The sequence below is a fragment of the Ferruginibacter sp. SUN106 genome (assembly GCF_050611765.1).
In the GTDB taxonomy this organism is placed as follows: Bacteria; Bacteroidota; Bacteroidia; order Chitinophagales; family Chitinophagaceae; genus Ferruginibacter.
Map to the genome: position 1 here is coordinate 829,170 of NZ_JBODJC010000001.1, position 16,134 is coordinate 845,303.

At 39.3% G+C, this 16,134-nt stretch carries 12 protein-coding genes; 5 read left to right on the top strand and 7 right to left on the bottom strand.

The features are described 5' to 3' along the window. Positions 1-6: 6 nt before the first annotated feature. The 3 genes from ACQ334_RS03455 to ACQ334_RS03465 form a co-directional block, all read right to left on the bottom strand. Entirely contained in the window at positions 7-3,399 is a 3,393-nt protein-coding gene (locus ACQ334_RS03455; RefSeq protein ID WP_430986771.1) for a VIT domain-containing protein, read from the bottom strand. A 129-nt stretch (positions 3,400-3,528) separates the two neighbouring features. Beyond that, complete coding sequence (locus tag ACQ334_RS03460; protein ID WP_430986772.1) at positions 3,529-4,284, bottom strand: superoxide dismutase; 756 nt, start codon at positions 4,282-4,284, stop codon at positions 3,529-3,531. Between the two features lie 6 nt (positions 4,285-4,290). Then, entirely contained in the window at positions 4,291-5,742 is a 1,452-nt protein-coding gene (locus ACQ334_RS03465) for an LptF/LptG family permease (protein WP_430986773.1), read from the bottom strand. A gap of 48 nt (positions 5,743-5,790) precedes the next feature. Between ACQ334_RS03465 and ACQ334_RS03470 the strand changes: the two genes are divergently transcribed. Further along, positions 5,791-6,405: a hypothetical protein gene (locus tag ACQ334_RS03470; protein WP_430986774.1), complete on the top strand. Its 615-nt coding sequence runs from the start codon at positions 5,791-5,793 to the stop codon at positions 6,403-6,405. On the opposite strand, the gene ACQ334_RS03475 is transcribed toward ACQ334_RS03470, so the two are convergent. Further along, positions 6,402-6,782 (bottom strand): START-like domain-containing protein, encoded by a 381-nt coding sequence (locus ACQ334_RS03475; protein ID WP_430986775.1) that lies wholly within the window; start codon positions 6,780-6,782, stop codon positions 6,402-6,404. The genes ACQ334_RS03470 and ACQ334_RS03475 overlap by 4 nt on opposite strands. Before the next feature lie 266 nt (positions 6,783-7,048). Here ACQ334_RS03475 and ACQ334_RS03480 point away from each other — a divergent pair, with 266 nt between their 5' ends. From ACQ334_RS03480 to ACQ334_RS03490, 3 genes are all read left to right on the top strand, one after another. After that, positions 7,049-7,924, top strand: coding sequence for a sigma-70 family RNA polymerase sigma factor (locus ACQ334_RS03480; protein ID WP_430986776.1), 876 nt, complete (start codon positions 7,049-7,051; stop codon positions 7,922-7,924). A 156-nt stretch (positions 7,925-8,080) separates the two neighbouring features. Beyond that, the gene (gene odhB, locus ACQ334_RS03485) at positions 8,081-9,298 is read left to right on the top strand and encodes a 2-oxoglutarate dehydrogenase complex dihydrolipoyllysine-residue succinyltransferase (protein WP_430986777.1); all 1,218 of its coding nucleotides are present in this window, start codon (positions 8,081-8,083) and stop codon (positions 9,296-9,298) included. Between the two features lie 62 nt (positions 9,299-9,360). Continuing rightward, complete coding sequence (locus tag ACQ334_RS03490) at positions 9,361-10,554, top strand: Fmu (Sun) domain-containing protein (protein WP_430986778.1); 1,194 nt, start codon at positions 9,361-9,363, stop codon at positions 10,552-10,554. A 159-nt stretch (positions 10,555-10,713) separates the two neighbouring features. On the opposite strand, the gene ACQ334_RS03495 is transcribed toward ACQ334_RS03490, so the two are convergent. Further along, a complete protein-coding gene (locus tag ACQ334_RS03495; RefSeq protein WP_430986779.1) occupies positions 10,714-13,113 on the bottom strand; it encodes a S8 family serine peptidase in 2,400 nt (799 codons plus the stop codon). A gap of 297 nt (positions 13,114-13,410) precedes the next feature. Between ACQ334_RS03495 and ACQ334_RS03500 the strand changes: the two genes are divergently transcribed. Continuing rightward, a complete protein-coding gene (locus tag ACQ334_RS03500; protein WP_430986780.1) occupies positions 13,411-13,752 on the top strand; it encodes an RNA recognition motif domain-containing protein in 342 nt (113 codons plus the stop codon). A gap of 111 nt (positions 13,753-13,863) precedes the next feature. On the opposite strand, the gene ACQ334_RS03505 is transcribed toward ACQ334_RS03500, so the two are convergent. Together ACQ334_RS03505 and ACQ334_RS03510 are read right to left on the bottom strand one after the other, a co-directional pair. Then, the gene (locus ACQ334_RS03505; RefSeq protein ID WP_430986781.1) at positions 13,864-14,859 is read right to left on the bottom strand and encodes a beta-ketoacyl-ACP synthase III; all 996 of its coding nucleotides are present in this window, start codon (positions 14,857-14,859) and stop codon (positions 13,864-13,866) included. A gap of 346 nt (positions 14,860-15,205) precedes the next feature. Then, a complete protein-coding gene (locus ACQ334_RS03510; RefSeq protein ID WP_430986782.1) occupies positions 15,206-16,018 on the bottom strand; it encodes a hypothetical protein in 813 nt (270 codons plus the stop codon). Between the last annotated feature and the right edge of the window lie 116 nt (positions 16,019-16,134).

Here is a 16,134-nt window from a genome sequence, read left to right on the forward strand (position 1 = left end):
TGATTTTTATAATTCTACTTCTCCTATAAATACTTCGCCTTGTTTGTCTTTTTCCATTTGCAGGGTGATGATCTTTTTTTCTTCATTAACAGCGCCATAATGTAAATAGATCTCTGCCATTACTGTGGTGGGGCCGGCAATGGTAACCTGCCTGTCGCTGTAATAATTAATTTGAATTTTGTATTTCCCTTTACTACCTGTTTTAAGCATGAATTGTTCAGGGCCAAAACCTTCGGTAAAATCATCCGAAATGCGGCCACCCATTTCTGTTAGCTTATGACTGTAAAAACATTTTTCGCCATTGGGGTCAGTTACCCAAAGGTCAATATCAGAATTGTTTTTGTTCCAGTTCATTACTACCCTTACATCAGTTGGCATGGGAGCAATAATATTTTTATCTATCTTTTTAAGGTCCAGTTCTTTTTTGTGCAATGCTATGATGCGGTTGATCTCAGTTAAAAATATTTCTTCAATGCCATTATACATCCGGTTCATTTCGCTGCTGTAACTTTTGGTCATGCCTTCGTATAACATATCCAATGCCTGCTGGTAATTACCCAGGTCCAGGTAAGCTAATGCACAATCCCTGAAACTTTGCGGATCAGAAGGGCGCAGCTCCATTACTTTTTTAAAGGCAGATAATTCTCCTTCGTAATCGCCGGCTTCTTTTAATTTATAGCCCAGCATTTTGTATAATTCATAACTGCCATTTTCAAGTTCAGCCAGGTTAGTAAGTATAGTAATGCCATTAATTTTATCACCTGTTTTTAATAAATAAGAAGCGATGTCAAAGAAATAAGTAGGCCTGCTGCTATAGTATTTACGCAGTTCTAAATATTTTAAATAACGACTGGCTTTGTCGGTTTGCTTTATCGCTTTCAGGTAATCAAAACTTGCCGGATTAAATGTAGGGTCAACAGAATCGGTAAGCAGGGTTGCAGATTTATAATATACGCCGGTGGTGTTTTTGCTGCCGGCTCCTGTATTGGTTGTTGCATTTTTATCATTCAGCATTGTGCGTAATGTCGCAGCATCATCCGGGTTAAGTGGACTTCTGTCTTTCAGTATTTCACCATCACCAAAATTTACTGCTCCTGAATTTGCGTCAAGGCCAATTTGCCCACGTAAACCAACATTATCATTAGCGCCGGGTGTGGCAGCAGACTGGCTTCTAACCTGCACTCCGGGTACTTTTCCGGCTAATGCATTATTTACATTAGTTTGTCTTACCGTATTTAGTTGTTCACTGCTTACGTTTTGAACACTGCTACCTGTAACCATTGTTCTTTTTTCCGAGCCATAGCCAATCACCACCACTTCCTGCAATTCTATTCTTGATTTTTCAATTACAACAGAAATCATACTATTGTTACTGATGCGTTGCTCAAACGGAATAAACCCTGCTGCAGAAAATTGTAGCACATCGCCTTGTTTGGCACGTATACTAAAGCCGCCATTAAAATCTGCTGCTACGCCGGTACGGGTACCTTTTATTATTACAGTTGTTCCTGCAACAGCGTTACCATCTTTATCAGTTATTTTACCTGAAAGAGTTTTTAGTGCCCCAACTGGCTTGGGTATTATGCCAACCGGCCGTTGTGTGGCAACCGGATTATTTTGAACCGGTGTTGTAACAACTTCTTTTTTGTCATACCATCCTTTCAAAACCGCCATCATATTTAACGAACTTCTCAGGTCGGCTTCTTTTTTTGTAATGATATCACCACCACGTTGTTTCATTATTCTGTCGTATTCCTGTCTTAACTCTGCAGGTGGTTCTATTTGATATTGTATGTAATCGTTGAGTGTTTCTAAAACAATTAAAGAAGTGTTTCGGGTAACTACGCCAAACTGTTTGCCCAATCTTTCAATCTCCTGTTTATTTTGATGGTATTGAATATCCAGTTCTGCAATTTTCTTTTGTGCAAATACTTTAGTGATGTCGAAGTTTTCGCAAAGTTGCTTGTCAGAGTTGATGGCAATTGTTTTTTCATAGGTCACTGTATTGCCGTAGCCAAATTGCAAAATAATTTCCTGAATAGCTTCATCAGCAATACCTGCTACCGCAAAATTATCCCCCACTACAACGGGTATGGAAGGATAGTTTTCTTTATTAAAATTATTTTGTTTGATACCTAAGAAACGGAAAGGTTGATTGATCAGTTTTTTTAATGCATCAGGCACTGTTTCATTTTGAATATCGATAACAAGGCCGCCTGTTTTACCTGCAATAAATTTCAGGTTGCTGTAATCTGCAGTGATGGAACTGTTGATACAATACACCGGTTTGCTATTTAACTGCAGGGTTTTGTTGCCTAATGTTTGATGTCCGTCACTCACCAGTAAAAATTCATCTGCTTTTATATTTTTCAAATTCAAGGTACCAAGGTCAGTTGCACCATCGTATTGCAATGCTTCAATATCTTTTTTTAATTCATCCCAATTACCATTTACAACCGTATAGGTTTTTGTGTTTTTTATCGAGTTACTGAAAGCAATAAAATTTATTGTTGCTGTATTTAATTTTTTAAAATACGCATCCAGCAATTCCATTTCTTTTTTTATGTTTCTTCCGGCACCACTTAAAGAAACATCCCATAACAAACCTATTGCTGAGGGGGCAGTTTTTTCTCTTTCATTTTTTTGCAGCCTGGTGTTGATGAGGTAATAATATTTATTTTCAAATTCCTGTAACATTACTTCGGCTGCATCCATTGGTTTGGGTATGCTGAAGGAAAGCGCATAACCGGGTACATAACTGGTCTTATGCAATGTGGCATTGTACTGGTTATTGCTGTTGGTAAAATTGATGTTTTCATTCAGGGACGAATCAAAAACGGGCTGTGTAGCGGATTGTATAACGGATAGATCAAGATTAAAATCAGCAACGGTATCTTTTAAATTTAAGGGAAGATAATAATGCAATGCAGCATCACCGGCCAATGGCAATTCTTCTTCATAACCAATTAAAACAGTACGGGTATTATTAGGGTTGATAGGATAGATACGGGTACGAAAAGTATTACCATCTACTTTTTCTAAAAGGCCCGGGTCTACTCTTCGTCTTTCTATTGTTTCAAACACTTCGGTGCCTTTCGCCCTGTCAACAGCAACGGCTTCTCTCATTTTTCCATTGATGTCTAATGCATAACGGCTTATACTCAATCCATCTTTAAGCGGAAAATTTAAAGTGCCTTCCAGTATTTTAGAGGTGGTATTTTTAAAGGTCATTTGCCAGGTGGTTCTGGCAACGGTACCGCATACTTTTACATCTATTTTTAATGCCTGTAATTGCACGCCGTTATTGGTTTTGCCATCAATGGTAAGTTGTGGCATTTGTGCTTTTGTAATAATGCAGCATAACAAAAGTAATAGGGCAATCGAAAAATATTTTCTCATAAACTGTTTGGCAACAGGATGAGAAAATAAAAACGATTACATAAAAAGGAAAAATATTTTTATGTAATCGTTGAATATATTTTACAAAGGAAGTCAGGTCTTCAAGACTTGACTTCTTTAATCGGTGCATTATAATTTTTCAAAACGCTGCTGCACAAAATCCCAGTTCACCACGTTCCACCAGTTCTCAATATAATCAGCCCTTTTATTTTGATATTTTAAATAGTAAGCATGTTCCCAAACATCTAATGCTAATAGTGGCGTGCCTTTAATTTCACTGGTATCCATTAAAGGATTATCCTGGTTTGGCGTAGAGCCGATTTTTAAATTTTTTCCGGCATCAACGTACAGCCATGCCCATCCGCTTCCAAACCTTGTAGTGCCTGCAGTAGCAAATTGTTTTTTAAATTCATCAAAAGAACCAAAAGTTTTAGTGATAGCAGTTTGCAAATTGCCCGTTGCTATATTACCGATTTGTTTTGGGCGCATGCATTGCCAGAATAATTCATGGTTGTAATGTCCGCCACCATTGTTACGCATCTTGGCAGAATATTTTGAGATTTTTGCCAGCACATCTTCCAATGGCTTGCTTACGTCTACTCCTTCTGCTGCAGCCGCTTCCTTAACATTTTTACTGTAAGCTGCTGCATGTTTGCTGTAATGAATTTCCATCGTCATGGCATCAATCACATTTTCCAGCGCATCATATTTGTACGGTAATGGCTGCTGATCAAAATTAGTGAACACTAAAGTTTTTGCAATTGGTTTTGCTTCAGCGCAGGATGCAATAAAAGTTCCCGCTGCACTTAATCCTACACTTGCGGCAATAGCGCCTTTGGCAGAATTAGTAATGAATTTTCTGCGGCTTTTTGATATTGATGACATAGTAAATTATTTAGAGATTTGTAATGTGTCTTTTGCTTTGCTAAATGTACTTAAAAACAGCCTGAATCTTTTGAAAACCCTGTTATAAAATTCCTTGCTGAATAATTGGGAGTCGTGTAATGCCTTATAGGTAAGAAAAATACCTACCGGTATCAATACCAATACAGAGAGCCACATACCCAGCAGGGGAGAAGCGATGTCTTCTTTTACAAATTTTTCGCCAAACATATTCAGCAGGTGAAAGATGAGGAAGAATACAATGGCTACCACCAGCGGCATGCCTAACCCGCCTTTGCGGATTATGGAACCCAGTGGGGCACCAATAAAAAATAATACCAGGCAAGCAAGCGAAAGCGAATACTTTCTGTGCCATTCCAGTTTGTGAAACTTGATCTCGTTATCCTTATTGGTTATCTCGGTAATATTATTCTGAATAGTGTTACGCATAAAGGTGGCCGTATTGGTAGCCGTTTCATATACGTTAAGCCTGGCACTATCAGGTAAAAGATTATCGATAGTTTCTGCCTTTGCAGTAACTGTATTTTTTTTCCAGGTGCTGTCTTTAATTGTAAAGTAATGAACGAAGCCGTTTATTTCAGCATTGATTCTTTTGTACAGCGAATCATCAATTTTTTTCAAAGAGTCGATACCGAGGTTGAGTAAACGCACACTCTTCATTTTGTAATTACTCTTGTAAATAGAATCAGGAGTGGCACCCATCCGCAGGGCAGTCAGGTCAAATAATTTTTTAAACGTCTTAAAACCCAGCCGTATATATTCTGTTGCAGTATCACCAGAATTACCTCTTTCCTGGTAGCGGTACCCGTTTTGTAAATTAAATTCTAAATATTGTTTATCATCGGATGTTTTCATTATCCCTGTTTCTGCTACAATACAATTGTCCTGCATAGGGTTAGATTGTTCATAGATCAGCACATTATGTATCGTTTTACCATCGTCATCTTTTTTGCCGATCTTAATGGCATAAGTAGGAATGTGCGTATAAAAAACACCTTCCTTAAGATCAAGTGCCGGCTTTTTATACATGATATCGTTATACAAGGCCGTGGATTTAAGATAGGCTACCGGTATCAGGTAGTTGGCAAAAACAAAAGTGATACCACATAGCAATAGTGCTACAAAAAATAAAGGCCGCATAAAACGCAGCAATGAAATACCGGACGATTTAATGGCCACCAGTTCAAAACTTTCGCCCAAGTTACCAAAGGTCATTATAGAAGATAATAAAATAGAGATCGGCATGGCCAGCATCAGCAAGGTGGCGCTCATGTACCAGATAAATTTTCCAATTGTCCAGAAATCAAGGCCTTTTCCCACAAGGTCATCAATATACTTCCACAAGGTTTGCATTAACAGGATGAACAGTGTAATAAAAAAGGTAGCAATAAACGGCCCCAGGAAGGATTTAATAATAAGCTTGTCTAATTTCTTTATCATACCCCGGAGTAAAGGCTGTTAAAAGTTATTTGTAAATTGTATGCTAATATGACTGAAACATCAAAATTAACGCTTTCTTCCGGTGAAATGCAATTGGTAACTAATACGGAATGGATTTTAACGAAACGTATAATTATCGGTAAGGTTAATTTGTTTTTTGGAGCAGTGGCAGTTGCCATGCAGGATATTGTTGAAGCCGAGCGGGAGTATCTTCCAGCTGCAGCTATTATGTCTGCACCTAAAATAGCAAAAGGAGAAAATTATGGGCAATTGCCTTATGTGTTACTGGATTATCCCCGCTGTTTTGAAAAGGAAAATATATTCGCCATCCGCACCATGTTCTGGTGGGGTAATTTTTTCAGTTGTACCCTGCATTTATCGGGCAGCTATAAAACGATGTTTAAACAGGCTTTAATTAAAAACAGTACTGCGTTGCAACAAAATAATTTATACCTCTGCATTAGTAATAATGAATGGGAACATCATTTTGAGCCAGACAATTATGTAGCTGCCAATACTATTGATATAGGGGAAATAAACAAAATACTCTCACAACAGCACTTTATAAAAGTGGCTGCAAAATTTTCATTGCACCAGTGGCATGAAATGGATGTATTGTTGCAAAAATCTTTTTCAGATGTGTTGCACCTGTTGAAATATTAACTGCCTATACGATGGAAAAGATCTTTGATCTGGTATTCCCACAATTGGCTTTGATCTTTAATATCCTTTTTCTCTGCAAAGTCCTTTATTACCAAAATGGTTTGGTTAGTAACTTCAGATTTTTCAATGCTCCATTCAAAATACTCACCCTTAGGCATATGCGACCAATGAAAGCGTACAAATTTATCTTCTTCGCTTTCCAATAACTCAGCTTTATCAGTAGTGCCATTCCATGAAAAACTAAAAACGCCATCACGTTCATCCACTTTATCTGCAAACCATTCCTGTAAGCCCGCTGGTGTACTTAAAAACTCATACAAAATGCCGGGTGAACATCTAACCGGGTATTCTAATGTAAATAATTGTTTCTTACTCATCCTTATATTTTAATAAATCCTTTCAAGCATGCAATAATAACAAAATAATTCTCGTAACAAAATATTTGCGCATTTATTTTACGCATACTTATTAACATACCGCATTGCGAAAATGCCTTTTTAAAGCTGCTGAAAGACAGGTTGTTACAAAAAGTTTTTTGGTCAGATACTTTAAATAGTATAAATTACGTTAATAATAGTAATATTTTTTAACAAATCATTAACCGCAAACCATTTCTAAACTTAACCTTTAAAACTGCAGGCTTATGAGCATGCGTCAACTCAAGATCACCAAGTCCATTACCAATCGTGAGAGTCAGAGTTTAGAGAAGTATTTACAGGAAATTGGAAAAGTGGAATTAATCTCTCCCGAAGAAGAGGTTTCCCTCGCTATCCGTATCAAAAACGGCGACCAGGTAGCATTGGATAAACTCACCAAAGCCAATTTGAGATTTGTAGTATCTGTTGCCAAACAGTACCAGAACCAGGGGCTTACTCTACCCGATCTTATTAATGAAGGCAATCTTGGTCTTATTAAAGCAGCACAGCGTTTTGATGAAACCAGGGGCTTTAAATTTATTTCCTACGCTGTATGGTGGATACGGCAGAGTATTTTACAGGCATTGGCCGAACAATCAAGAATTGTAAGGTTACCTTTAAATAAAGTTGGCCTGTCTAACAGGATCAGCAAAGCCTATTCTTTATTAGAACAGGAATTTGAGAGAGAACCCAGTGCAGAAGAACTGGCTACTTTTTTAGAGATGGATATTGAAGAAGTAAGAGCTACGCTGGGCGCAGGTATCCGCCACGTAAGTATGGATCAGCCTTTGGCAGATGGAGAAGATAATACCCTGATGGACGTGATGATTAATCCCAACGCTATCAGCACCGATAATGAACTGGCTTTTAAAGCTTCCTTAAAAACAGAGATAGAACGTTCCCTGAGTACGCTCTCCGAAAGGCAGAAAGATGTGATCCGTTACTTCTTTGGCATTGGTATCGACCATGCCTTAAGCCTGGAAGATATTGGCGAAAGATTCAACCTCACCCGTGAAAGAGTAAGGCAGATAAAAGATAAAGCCATTACTAAATTAAGAACGGCCTCAAGGTGCAAGATCTTAAAAACCTACCTGGGAACATAAATATTCTGCAAGAACCAGGCTAACAAAACACCCCTTAAAAATATTAGTTGTGCAGCTTAAACAGGCTGCACATTTACTTTTCAATGTATTTCTGCAAATCAATTTCTATAATCCTTTATTTTCCCCGAAATTTGCACAACTCATAAAAATAAATAGATGGCAATCGACATAAAAGTTCCTACTGTAGGAGAAAGTATAAGCGAAGTAACTTTAGTAAAGTGGCTTAAAAAAGACGGGGAGTATGCTAACAGGGATGAAGTAATTGCAGAACTGGAAAGCGAAAAAGCTACTTTTGAATTAAATGCAGAGCAGGCCGGCACTATTAAAATAATTGCACAGGAAGGCGACACCCTTAAAATTGGTGATATCGTTTGCAGCATTGATACTGATGCTGCCAAACCAGAAGGTGCACCAGCGGCGCCGGAAAAAGCAGCCGCAAAACCTGCTGAAGCCCCTAAATCCGAAATCGTAAATCCGAAATCTGAGATCGAAACCAAGGCAACTCCCGTTGCAGCCGCCATCATTGCCGATAAAAAAGTGGATGTTAAAACGGTTACTGCCACAGGTTCTAACGGAAAAATAGTAAAGCAGGATGTATTGGAAGCATTAAGTAATCCCGGTAGAAAACCAGGTGTTGCAATGTTTGGCCGTAAAGACAGGCCCGAAAAAATGAGCAATCTCCGCAAAACTATCAGCCGTCGCCTGGTAGAAGCAAAAAATACCACGGCAATGCTCACCACTTTTAATGAAGTGGATATGAGTGCCATCATGGAAATAAGGTCTAAATACAAGGATAAGTTTAAAGAAGGGCATGGTGTAAACCTGGGCTTTATGAGTTTTTTTACCAAAGCCTGCACTTACGCTTTAATGGAGTGGCCATCTGTAAATGCTTACATTGATGGAGAAAATATTATTTACCATGAGTATTGCGATATTTCTATTGCAGTGAGTGCCCCTAAAGGTTTGGTGGTGCCGGTAATAAGAAATGCAGAAAGCCTGAGCATGGCGGAAATTGAAAAGAAAGTGGTGGAACTGGCAACCAAAGCAAAAGATAACAAACTCACTATAGAAGAAATGACCGGGGGTACCTTCACTATTACTAATGGTGGTATTTTCGGGTCGATGATGAGTACACCGATCATCAATATTCCACAATCAGCTATTTTGGGCATGCATAATATTCTGCAAAGGCCAATGGCCGTTAATGGCCAGGTGGTGATTAAGCCGATGATGTACCTTGCCTTAAGCTACGATCACCGTATCATTGATGGCAGAGAATCAGTAAGTTTCCTTGTAAGGGTTAAGGAATTACTGGAAAATCCAGCGCTGTTATTATTCGGAAAAGATCCCGTAAAGAGTTTGCTGGAACTATAATATAAACAGAGTTTCAACGTTTTTAAGCCTGTTGTTTCGCAACAGGCTTTATTTTTGTACCCATGCGCTATCAATCCTATTTAAATACTAGCAAAAAACTACTTGAATTATACAAGGGAGAGGAACCTTTTGCCAGTTATTTAAAAAAGTTTTTTGCAGCCAATAAAAAATACGGTTCTAAAGACAGGAAATATATCGCCTCCTTATGTTATGCTTATTTCCGGTTAGGAAAAGCTGCAGCCACCGGTTCTGTTGAAGATAATATTTTAACAGGCTTGTTTTTAAGCGAAACTATTTACAACGAAGTCATACATTTTTTTAAACCGGAATGGGATGAATGGATGGGGAAGCCTATGGAAGAAAAAATAGCATTGATTAAATTTTCTGCAAAAGAAATATTTCCTTTCAAAAATGAATTAACCGCTGCTGTAAGCCATCCGGAATTCTGCGAATCTTTCTTACAGCAACCCAAATTATTTTTAAGGGTAAGGCCGAATAAAAAAAATATTGTTATTCAGAAATTGCAAAAAGCAAAAATTCCACTGGCCTTAATAGATGAAGATTGCATTGCATTATCCAACGCCACCAAACTGGATGAAGTAATTGAAACCGACAGGGAAGCAGTGATACAGGATTATAACTCCCAGCAGGTATTTAATTTTTTAAAAGGATTTGCAACAGGCAAAGCGCCTGTTACAGCATGGGATTGTTGTGCAGCAAGCGGGGGTAAATCTATTTTATTATTCGATACGTTGAAAAGAAACATTGAACTTACTGTATCAGATATCAGGCTGAGCATTTTGTTAAACCTGCACCAGCGTTTCAATAAGGCCGGTATAAAAAACTACAATTATTTTTTAGGAGACCTGAATGCCCCGGAGTTTAAATTTCCGGCATTAACAGCAAAAGGTACGCAAGGCGTATTGCCCCTGTATAATTACCAGATGATTGTTTGCGATGCACCTTGTACCGGCAGTGGTACCTGGAGCCGTACCCCCGAAAATCTTTTTTATTTTAAACCGGAAACGATAGCGGAATTTGCACAGCGTCAAAAACAAATTGTAACTAACGTAATGCCTTACCTGCAAAATGAAGGGCTGTTTTTTTATATCACCTGCTCGGTATTTAAAAAAGAAAATGAAGATGTGGCACACTTCATCAAAGAAAAATTTAACCTGCAGATACTGCACATGGAACTACTGAAAGGCTATGATATAAAAGCCGATTCTATGTTTGTGACGGTACTGAAAAAGTAATATAGAGTAAAATAGTATCAGGGTAGTCAGCCTGAAAATAATGCTCAATTTTCAACACTCAACATACAATATTCAATTGAAATGCACTTGTATTTATATTGAATATTGAGCATTGAACATTGTGAATTGCACATTCTCTTTTTACTTAGCTTGCCCTGGCTACCGGTTCACTATTTGCTTCACCATTTCTTTTTTATCATTTACAAATACCAAAACATAATAAACACCTGACGCCATTTGCTTCATCGGTATGGTATAGGTTTGTGTACCTGCAGCCTGTTGCCCGGTGGTGCTATACATTTTTTCTCCGAGCGCATTATAAATGGCAAGCTCTACTTTTATCGCATTTTTATTGGTAACCACCACTTTAAGTTTGTCACTCACCGGGTTAGGACTGATAGTGATTTTATCAATGATAACCGGACAAAGCTGCGGATCATTATTCAATGTTACCAATGCAGTATCCGAACAACCGGAAGTATTAACAACGATCAAACGATAGGTTCCTGCAACATTTACTGCAGCCGGTGTAGTAACGGATGCACCACCAATTGTCCATGATGGTGTTAAACCTGTTGTGGTAAACAGCGTAGTTAAATTAAAACTGCTATCGGTACATTTTGCAACCACCTTATCTGCGCCAAGGTTTGGTTTGGCAATAAAATTCAAGGTTACCAATGCCGTATCTGCACAACCCGAAGTATTGTTGCCCGTTAATTGATAAATGCCTGAAACACTTACTGCCGAAGGATTAGCTACGGCAATGGTATTTAAGGTCCATAATGCTGTTAAACCAGTGGTGCTGTATAGCGTGGTTAAATTTAAACTACTGTCACTGCACCGGGTGATTGATTTGTCATTGCCCAAATTTGGTTTGGGTACAAAATTCACTGTTGCAGAATCTATATAAAAACTGGTATCGCTGGCAATATTTACTTTAAGCCTGTATTTAATAGTGGTGCTGGTAATAGCAGCAAGGTCATCAGTGTAGGTAAAATTTCTTGCAGCAAATGCACCTGTTGAGCTGAGCGTATTAAGCGGAATATAATTGATATCAGCAGGTAATTTTCTTTCTACTACTAAATTGATAACAGAATCGGTTTTTACATTCCATTGTAAATTGGTTTTACAGTTAGACACAGCAACCTGTTGTGAATGTAATTGGTTTATCAGCATCACAAATGATTTTTTCATGTCCGGTATACCATACCCAACCCGGTCATCGGGGTTAGCAGCTTTTGTAGCCGATTGTTGTAGTGTATTGATGATCGTCATGTTGTTTACTTCAGGAAAAGCCTGCCATAAACAAGTGCTCAATCCTGCCATATTGGGGCAGGCAAATGAAGTGCCATTACCAAATGTAGGCAGGCCATTAGAACTATTGGCAATTACAGCACCAACGCCTACAGCAGCTACGCTGGGTTTCACCTGTCCGTCGCTGCTGGGGCCAAAACTGCTGAAGCCGCCCACAACACCGGCGGTAGTTACAGCACCAACCGCCATCACGCTGTCAGCATCAGCCGGCGTAATAATATAGTGCCAGCTGCTGGTACCTTCATTACCTGCGGCAACCACTATCAGCATCCCTTTTTTTGCAGCCATATCTGCAGCTTTTGCAATAAGGGTGGTATTGCCATCCATATCAGCATAAGTATGATTGAACGCTGCATTGTCAAAAGTAAAATAGCCTAACGAAGTAGAACAAACATCTACACCCAGGCTATCTGCTTTTTCAATACCTGCAGCCCAGTTCTGTTCTTCAATCGGGTATTCTGAATTCACATCTTCTGTACGGTATAAATAAAAAGATGTTTTAGGAGCAGTGCCCATAAATACACCGGGCATATTGGCGGCAATTGTACTCAGGCAATTCATGCCATGCGTATGGTCTTCATCCACACTGGCATTGCCGGCAACAAAATCCCAGGTACCCAGCACCTGGTTATTATTTCGTATACTGTCAAACGTTGGTAAGCTTAAATAGTGATAAAAACCAGCATCCAGGATCGCCATCTGCATACCATCTCCCCTGAAGCCACGGTTGTGTAAAAATTCACCATTATGTAAATGTACCTGGCCAAATGACTGGCCGTAACTGTAATAATCGCTTATTGTATTTTGTGGCAGGTGATCACCGGGGGCAAAATTTCCTGCAGCATCCAATTGCTTGTTTACTGGTACTTCGGTGGGTTGTATCAATGCCGCAATAGGGGCGGTGCTGATAACAAATGAAAAAGTACTGATCTTATTTAAGGCATTAACATCTGTAGTTTGTATGGCCACCTGGTTCAGCCACTTACTACTGTTAAGAATGGTTACAGCCCCTGCCAGGCGAATGCTATCTATATACCTTGGCGTTATCGGCAGATCCGAAGAGTCAATGGCCAGGTTATACCTGGTACGCCTTTGAATAGCACGGTTGGTAAGATAAACCGAAGGATTACTAAGTGAATAAGGGCTGGTGCCTTTATCTTTAAAACGTATAATAAACCGTGTGGATTGCGAAAAGCTGTAGTTAGCAAAAAAGATAACCAATAAAAGTAAAAGTATTCTTTTCATAGATTGCAGTTAGGCAACAAATATAACTAATAAGTGAAGAATTTCCATTGGGTAAAACCCTCCGCAAAATTACTATGGCTTGTTAAAACTCAGGCTGGTAAAGCTTCCACAAAAAATAAATACCCCTTTGTGGCCTTATTAGTGTATGTTTGCATTGTATTATCGTATTTAGTTCAAAGTATTATTGATAGATTCTATTTTTCAAATTTTCTCACCACAATAGTTTTCCCGTCTTTATAGTTTGCTTTCTCCTTAATGCAAAGGCATTTAATTTATTTAATTTTTAATTTTTTTATCATGAACATTTATGTTTCAAATTTAAGTTTCAACACTTCTGATGCAGAATTATCAGATCTTTTTTCAAAATTTGGTGAAGTTTCTTCAGCTAAAGTAATTACAGACAGGGAAACAGGCAGAAGCCGTGGTTTTGGTTTTGTAGAAATGGGTAACGACGAAGAAGGTAAAGCTGCAATGGCTGGCCTTAACAACAAAGAAGTAGAAGGACGTGCAATGTCAGTTTCTGTAGCTAAAGAAAGAGAAGCAAGAACCGGCGGTAGTGGTGGATACGGCGGCGGCGGAAGTCGTGGCGGTGGTGGTTATTCTAACAACCGCGGTGGCGGTGGTGGAAGCAGGTGGTAATATGTAATATCACATTCAACCTATTATAATAAAGAAAGCCTCTGACTAATCAGAGGCTTTCTTTATATACTTAATACCTTATTTACTTTGTACTATGCGTACTTTGTACTTTTAACTATTATACGCCCATTTCAACCAGGTAGCTCCCCAGGTAAATCCTCCGCCAAAAGCAGCTAAAATAATATTATCACCTTTCTTCAATTGCTTTTCCCAATCCCACAAACATAAAGGCAAAGTACCGGCGGTGGTATTGCCATATTTCTGAATATTGATCATCACCTTTTCCCTCGGCAAGCTCATGCGGTTGGCAGTAGCATCAATAATTCTAAGGTTAGCCTGGTGTGGCACCAGCCATGCAATATCATCAGCAGTTAAATTATTGCGTTCCATCAGTTCGTAACTAACATCGGCCATGCCTTTTACGGCAAATTTAAAAACTGCCTGGCCTTCCTGGTAAGCATAATGCTCTTTTGCTAAAACGCTTTCCATAGTAGCTGGCCTTACCGATCCACCGGCCTTCATATGCAGATACTTGCTGCCACTGCCATCACTTTTTAAAATACTATCTAAAACACCATTGCCTTCTTCATTCGGTTCTAATAATACCGCTCCGGCACCGTCGCCAAAAATAATACAGGTCGTTCTGTCGCTGTAATCAATGATGCTGCTCATCTTATCTACCCCAACCACCACTACTTTTTTATAGCGGCCACTTTCAATAAAGCTGGCACCAGTGGTAAGCGCAAACAAAAAGCCTGAGCAGGCCGCACCAATGTCAAATCCAAATGCGTTAACTGCACCAATTTTATCACAAACAATATTGGCGGTGGCAGGAAAAACCATATCAGGTGTTACAGTAGCGCAGATCAGGCATTCAATTTCGCTGGGGTCAATACCTCTTTTTTTACACAGTTCTAACACAGCAGGTACAGCCATATCACTACTGCCCAGGCCTTCGCCTTTTAATATTCTTCTTTCTTCAATACCTGTACGGGAGCGTATCCATTCATCATTGGTATCCACCATGGTTTCCAGTTCTTTGTTAGTAAGCCTGTATTCGGGTACATATCCGCCAACAGCGCTGATTGCAGCAGTAATTTTTTGCATGTAAATCGGTAGTTTGTTTAATCGGTTCTGTTTTATTGGTTTCTGAGCAATAAAAGTACATAAAAAATAGCTATTGGTATTTTGAGGCGGGTGCGTACAAATTATTCCTGGTTTCCGGCTGATAGTTAATGCTTTGCTTCCGTAAACCTATGGTAAATAACAGCATTGGCGAAATGCTTATTGGCGCAAATGTTCTACCGTAGGTAGTTCACTTGTGCCTGCTGATCTTAGCGGTTTGCAACCGCAGCACACACTAGCCAAAACAAAAATCTTTAACTTTTTTAATAATCCCACCTTTGCCTCTTTTCCTCGGTCGGTGTCTCCACCTACCGAAATCCTTCTTACTTCACCTCTTCCCTTTCTTCATCGCCACCCTTTCTTCAGGTGCAGGCTTTTTCTTTTTAGTTACCATTGCCCGCAATTGCTGTTTCATCGCCCTTTTTTCCTTCAGTAATGTAGCCGCTTTCTTATCCATACTGCCCACAGCCACTACCTTCATGGCCTGCATCGGAAAAGTGCCATCCGCCTCATTATTAAAACCCCTTACACAGCGCAGCAGCACAAGATGATCAGTAACTTTTGCAGCCAGCTCAAAAACAAGATCGCAATACAGTGGCAGGTCATCGTTCATCGATATCCATGCCGTTTTTTTGCATGCATGTATACACCTGTTTGCATCACTGTGCCAGTTTAATACCACCACTTCCAAAAAATAGCAATTGCAGCGGTCTGTCCTGTAAGCATGCTGCTCCAGGTTAAGTTCAGCAACAATGCGTGTATTGGAAAATTTTACTGTGCAGGCCCTGTCATCACAGATCCCTGAAAAGGCATACTTCGGGTGCACTTCCATATCCATTAACTCATCCAGCAGCAATACACGAACTGCCGAAGGTTCTTTTCTAAAATACGAAAGCAGCGAATGATACATGCCCGTGGGAGGAAAATGTGGGGCGTATAGATTTATAGCATTCTTAATATCGGCTGCCAGTAAATTAAGGGAGCTGTTCCTGCTGTATTGTTTTTTTAGTACCGGGTCATTCTTTCGTGCGCCTGCCTTTGGTTGCGCCCTTGTATGAACTCCATATTTGCTTTCCACAAATACTGTTCCCGAGCGTTTATCCGTCCCTGATAATTTTATCAGCCCTTTTTGCCTTGCCATAAAATATTTTTTGTAACTTCATCCAACAAGAGTAGGCCGATAAAAAAAAGGTTGCAACGCCATCAGTAATTGCAGGGTAGCTTATTGACTTAACACTACACTCACAGGAAATTTAC

What these genes read in the sequence shown, in the direction of transcription:
- odhB (WP_430986777.1), top strand. Translation starts at nt 8,081, where the DNA reads ATGGCAATCGACATAAAAGTTCCTACTGTAGGAGAAAGTATAAGCGAA.
- ACQ334_RS03495 (WP_430986779.1), bottom strand. Translation starts at nt 13,113, where the DNA reads ATGAAAAGAATACTTTTACTTTTATTGGTTATCTTTTTTGCTAACTAC.
- ACQ334_RS03475 (WP_430986775.1), bottom strand. Translation starts at nt 6,782, where the DNA reads ATGAGTAAGAAACAATTATTTACATTAGAATACCCGGTTAGATGTTCA.
- ACQ334_RS03480 (WP_430986776.1), top strand. Translation starts at nt 7,049, where the DNA reads ATGAGCATGCGTCAACTCAAGATCACCAAGTCCATTACCAATCGTGAG.
- ACQ334_RS03465 (WP_430986773.1), bottom strand. Translation starts at nt 5,742, where the DNA reads ATGATAAAGAAATTAGACAAGCTTATTATTAAATCCTTCCTGGGGCCG.
- ACQ334_RS03460 (WP_430986772.1), bottom strand. Translation starts at nt 4,284, where the DNA reads ATGTCATCAATATCAAAAAGCCGCAGAAAATTCATTACTAATTCTGCC.
- ACQ334_RS03500 (WP_430986780.1), top strand. Translation starts at nt 13,411, where the DNA reads ATGAACATTTATGTTTCAAATTTAAGTTTCAACACTTCTGATGCAGAA.
- ACQ334_RS03455 (WP_430986771.1), bottom strand. Translation starts at nt 3,399, where the DNA reads ATGAGAAAATATTTTTCGATTGCCCTATTACTTTTGTTATGCTGCATT.
- ACQ334_RS03490 (WP_430986778.1), top strand. Translation starts at nt 9,361, where the DNA reads ATGCGCTATCAATCCTATTTAAATACTAGCAAAAAACTACTTGAATTA.
- ACQ334_RS03505 (WP_430986781.1), bottom strand. Translation starts at nt 14,859, where the DNA reads ATGCAAAAAATTACTGCTGCAATCAGCGCTGTTGGCGGATATGTACCC.
- ACQ334_RS03510 (WP_430986782.1), bottom strand. Translation starts at nt 16,018, where the DNA reads ATGGCAAGGCAAAAAGGGCTGATAAAATTATCAGGGACGGATAAACGC.
- ACQ334_RS03470 (WP_430986774.1), top strand. Translation starts at nt 5,791, where the DNA reads ATGACTGAAACATCAAAATTAACGCTTTCTTCCGGTGAAATGCAATTG.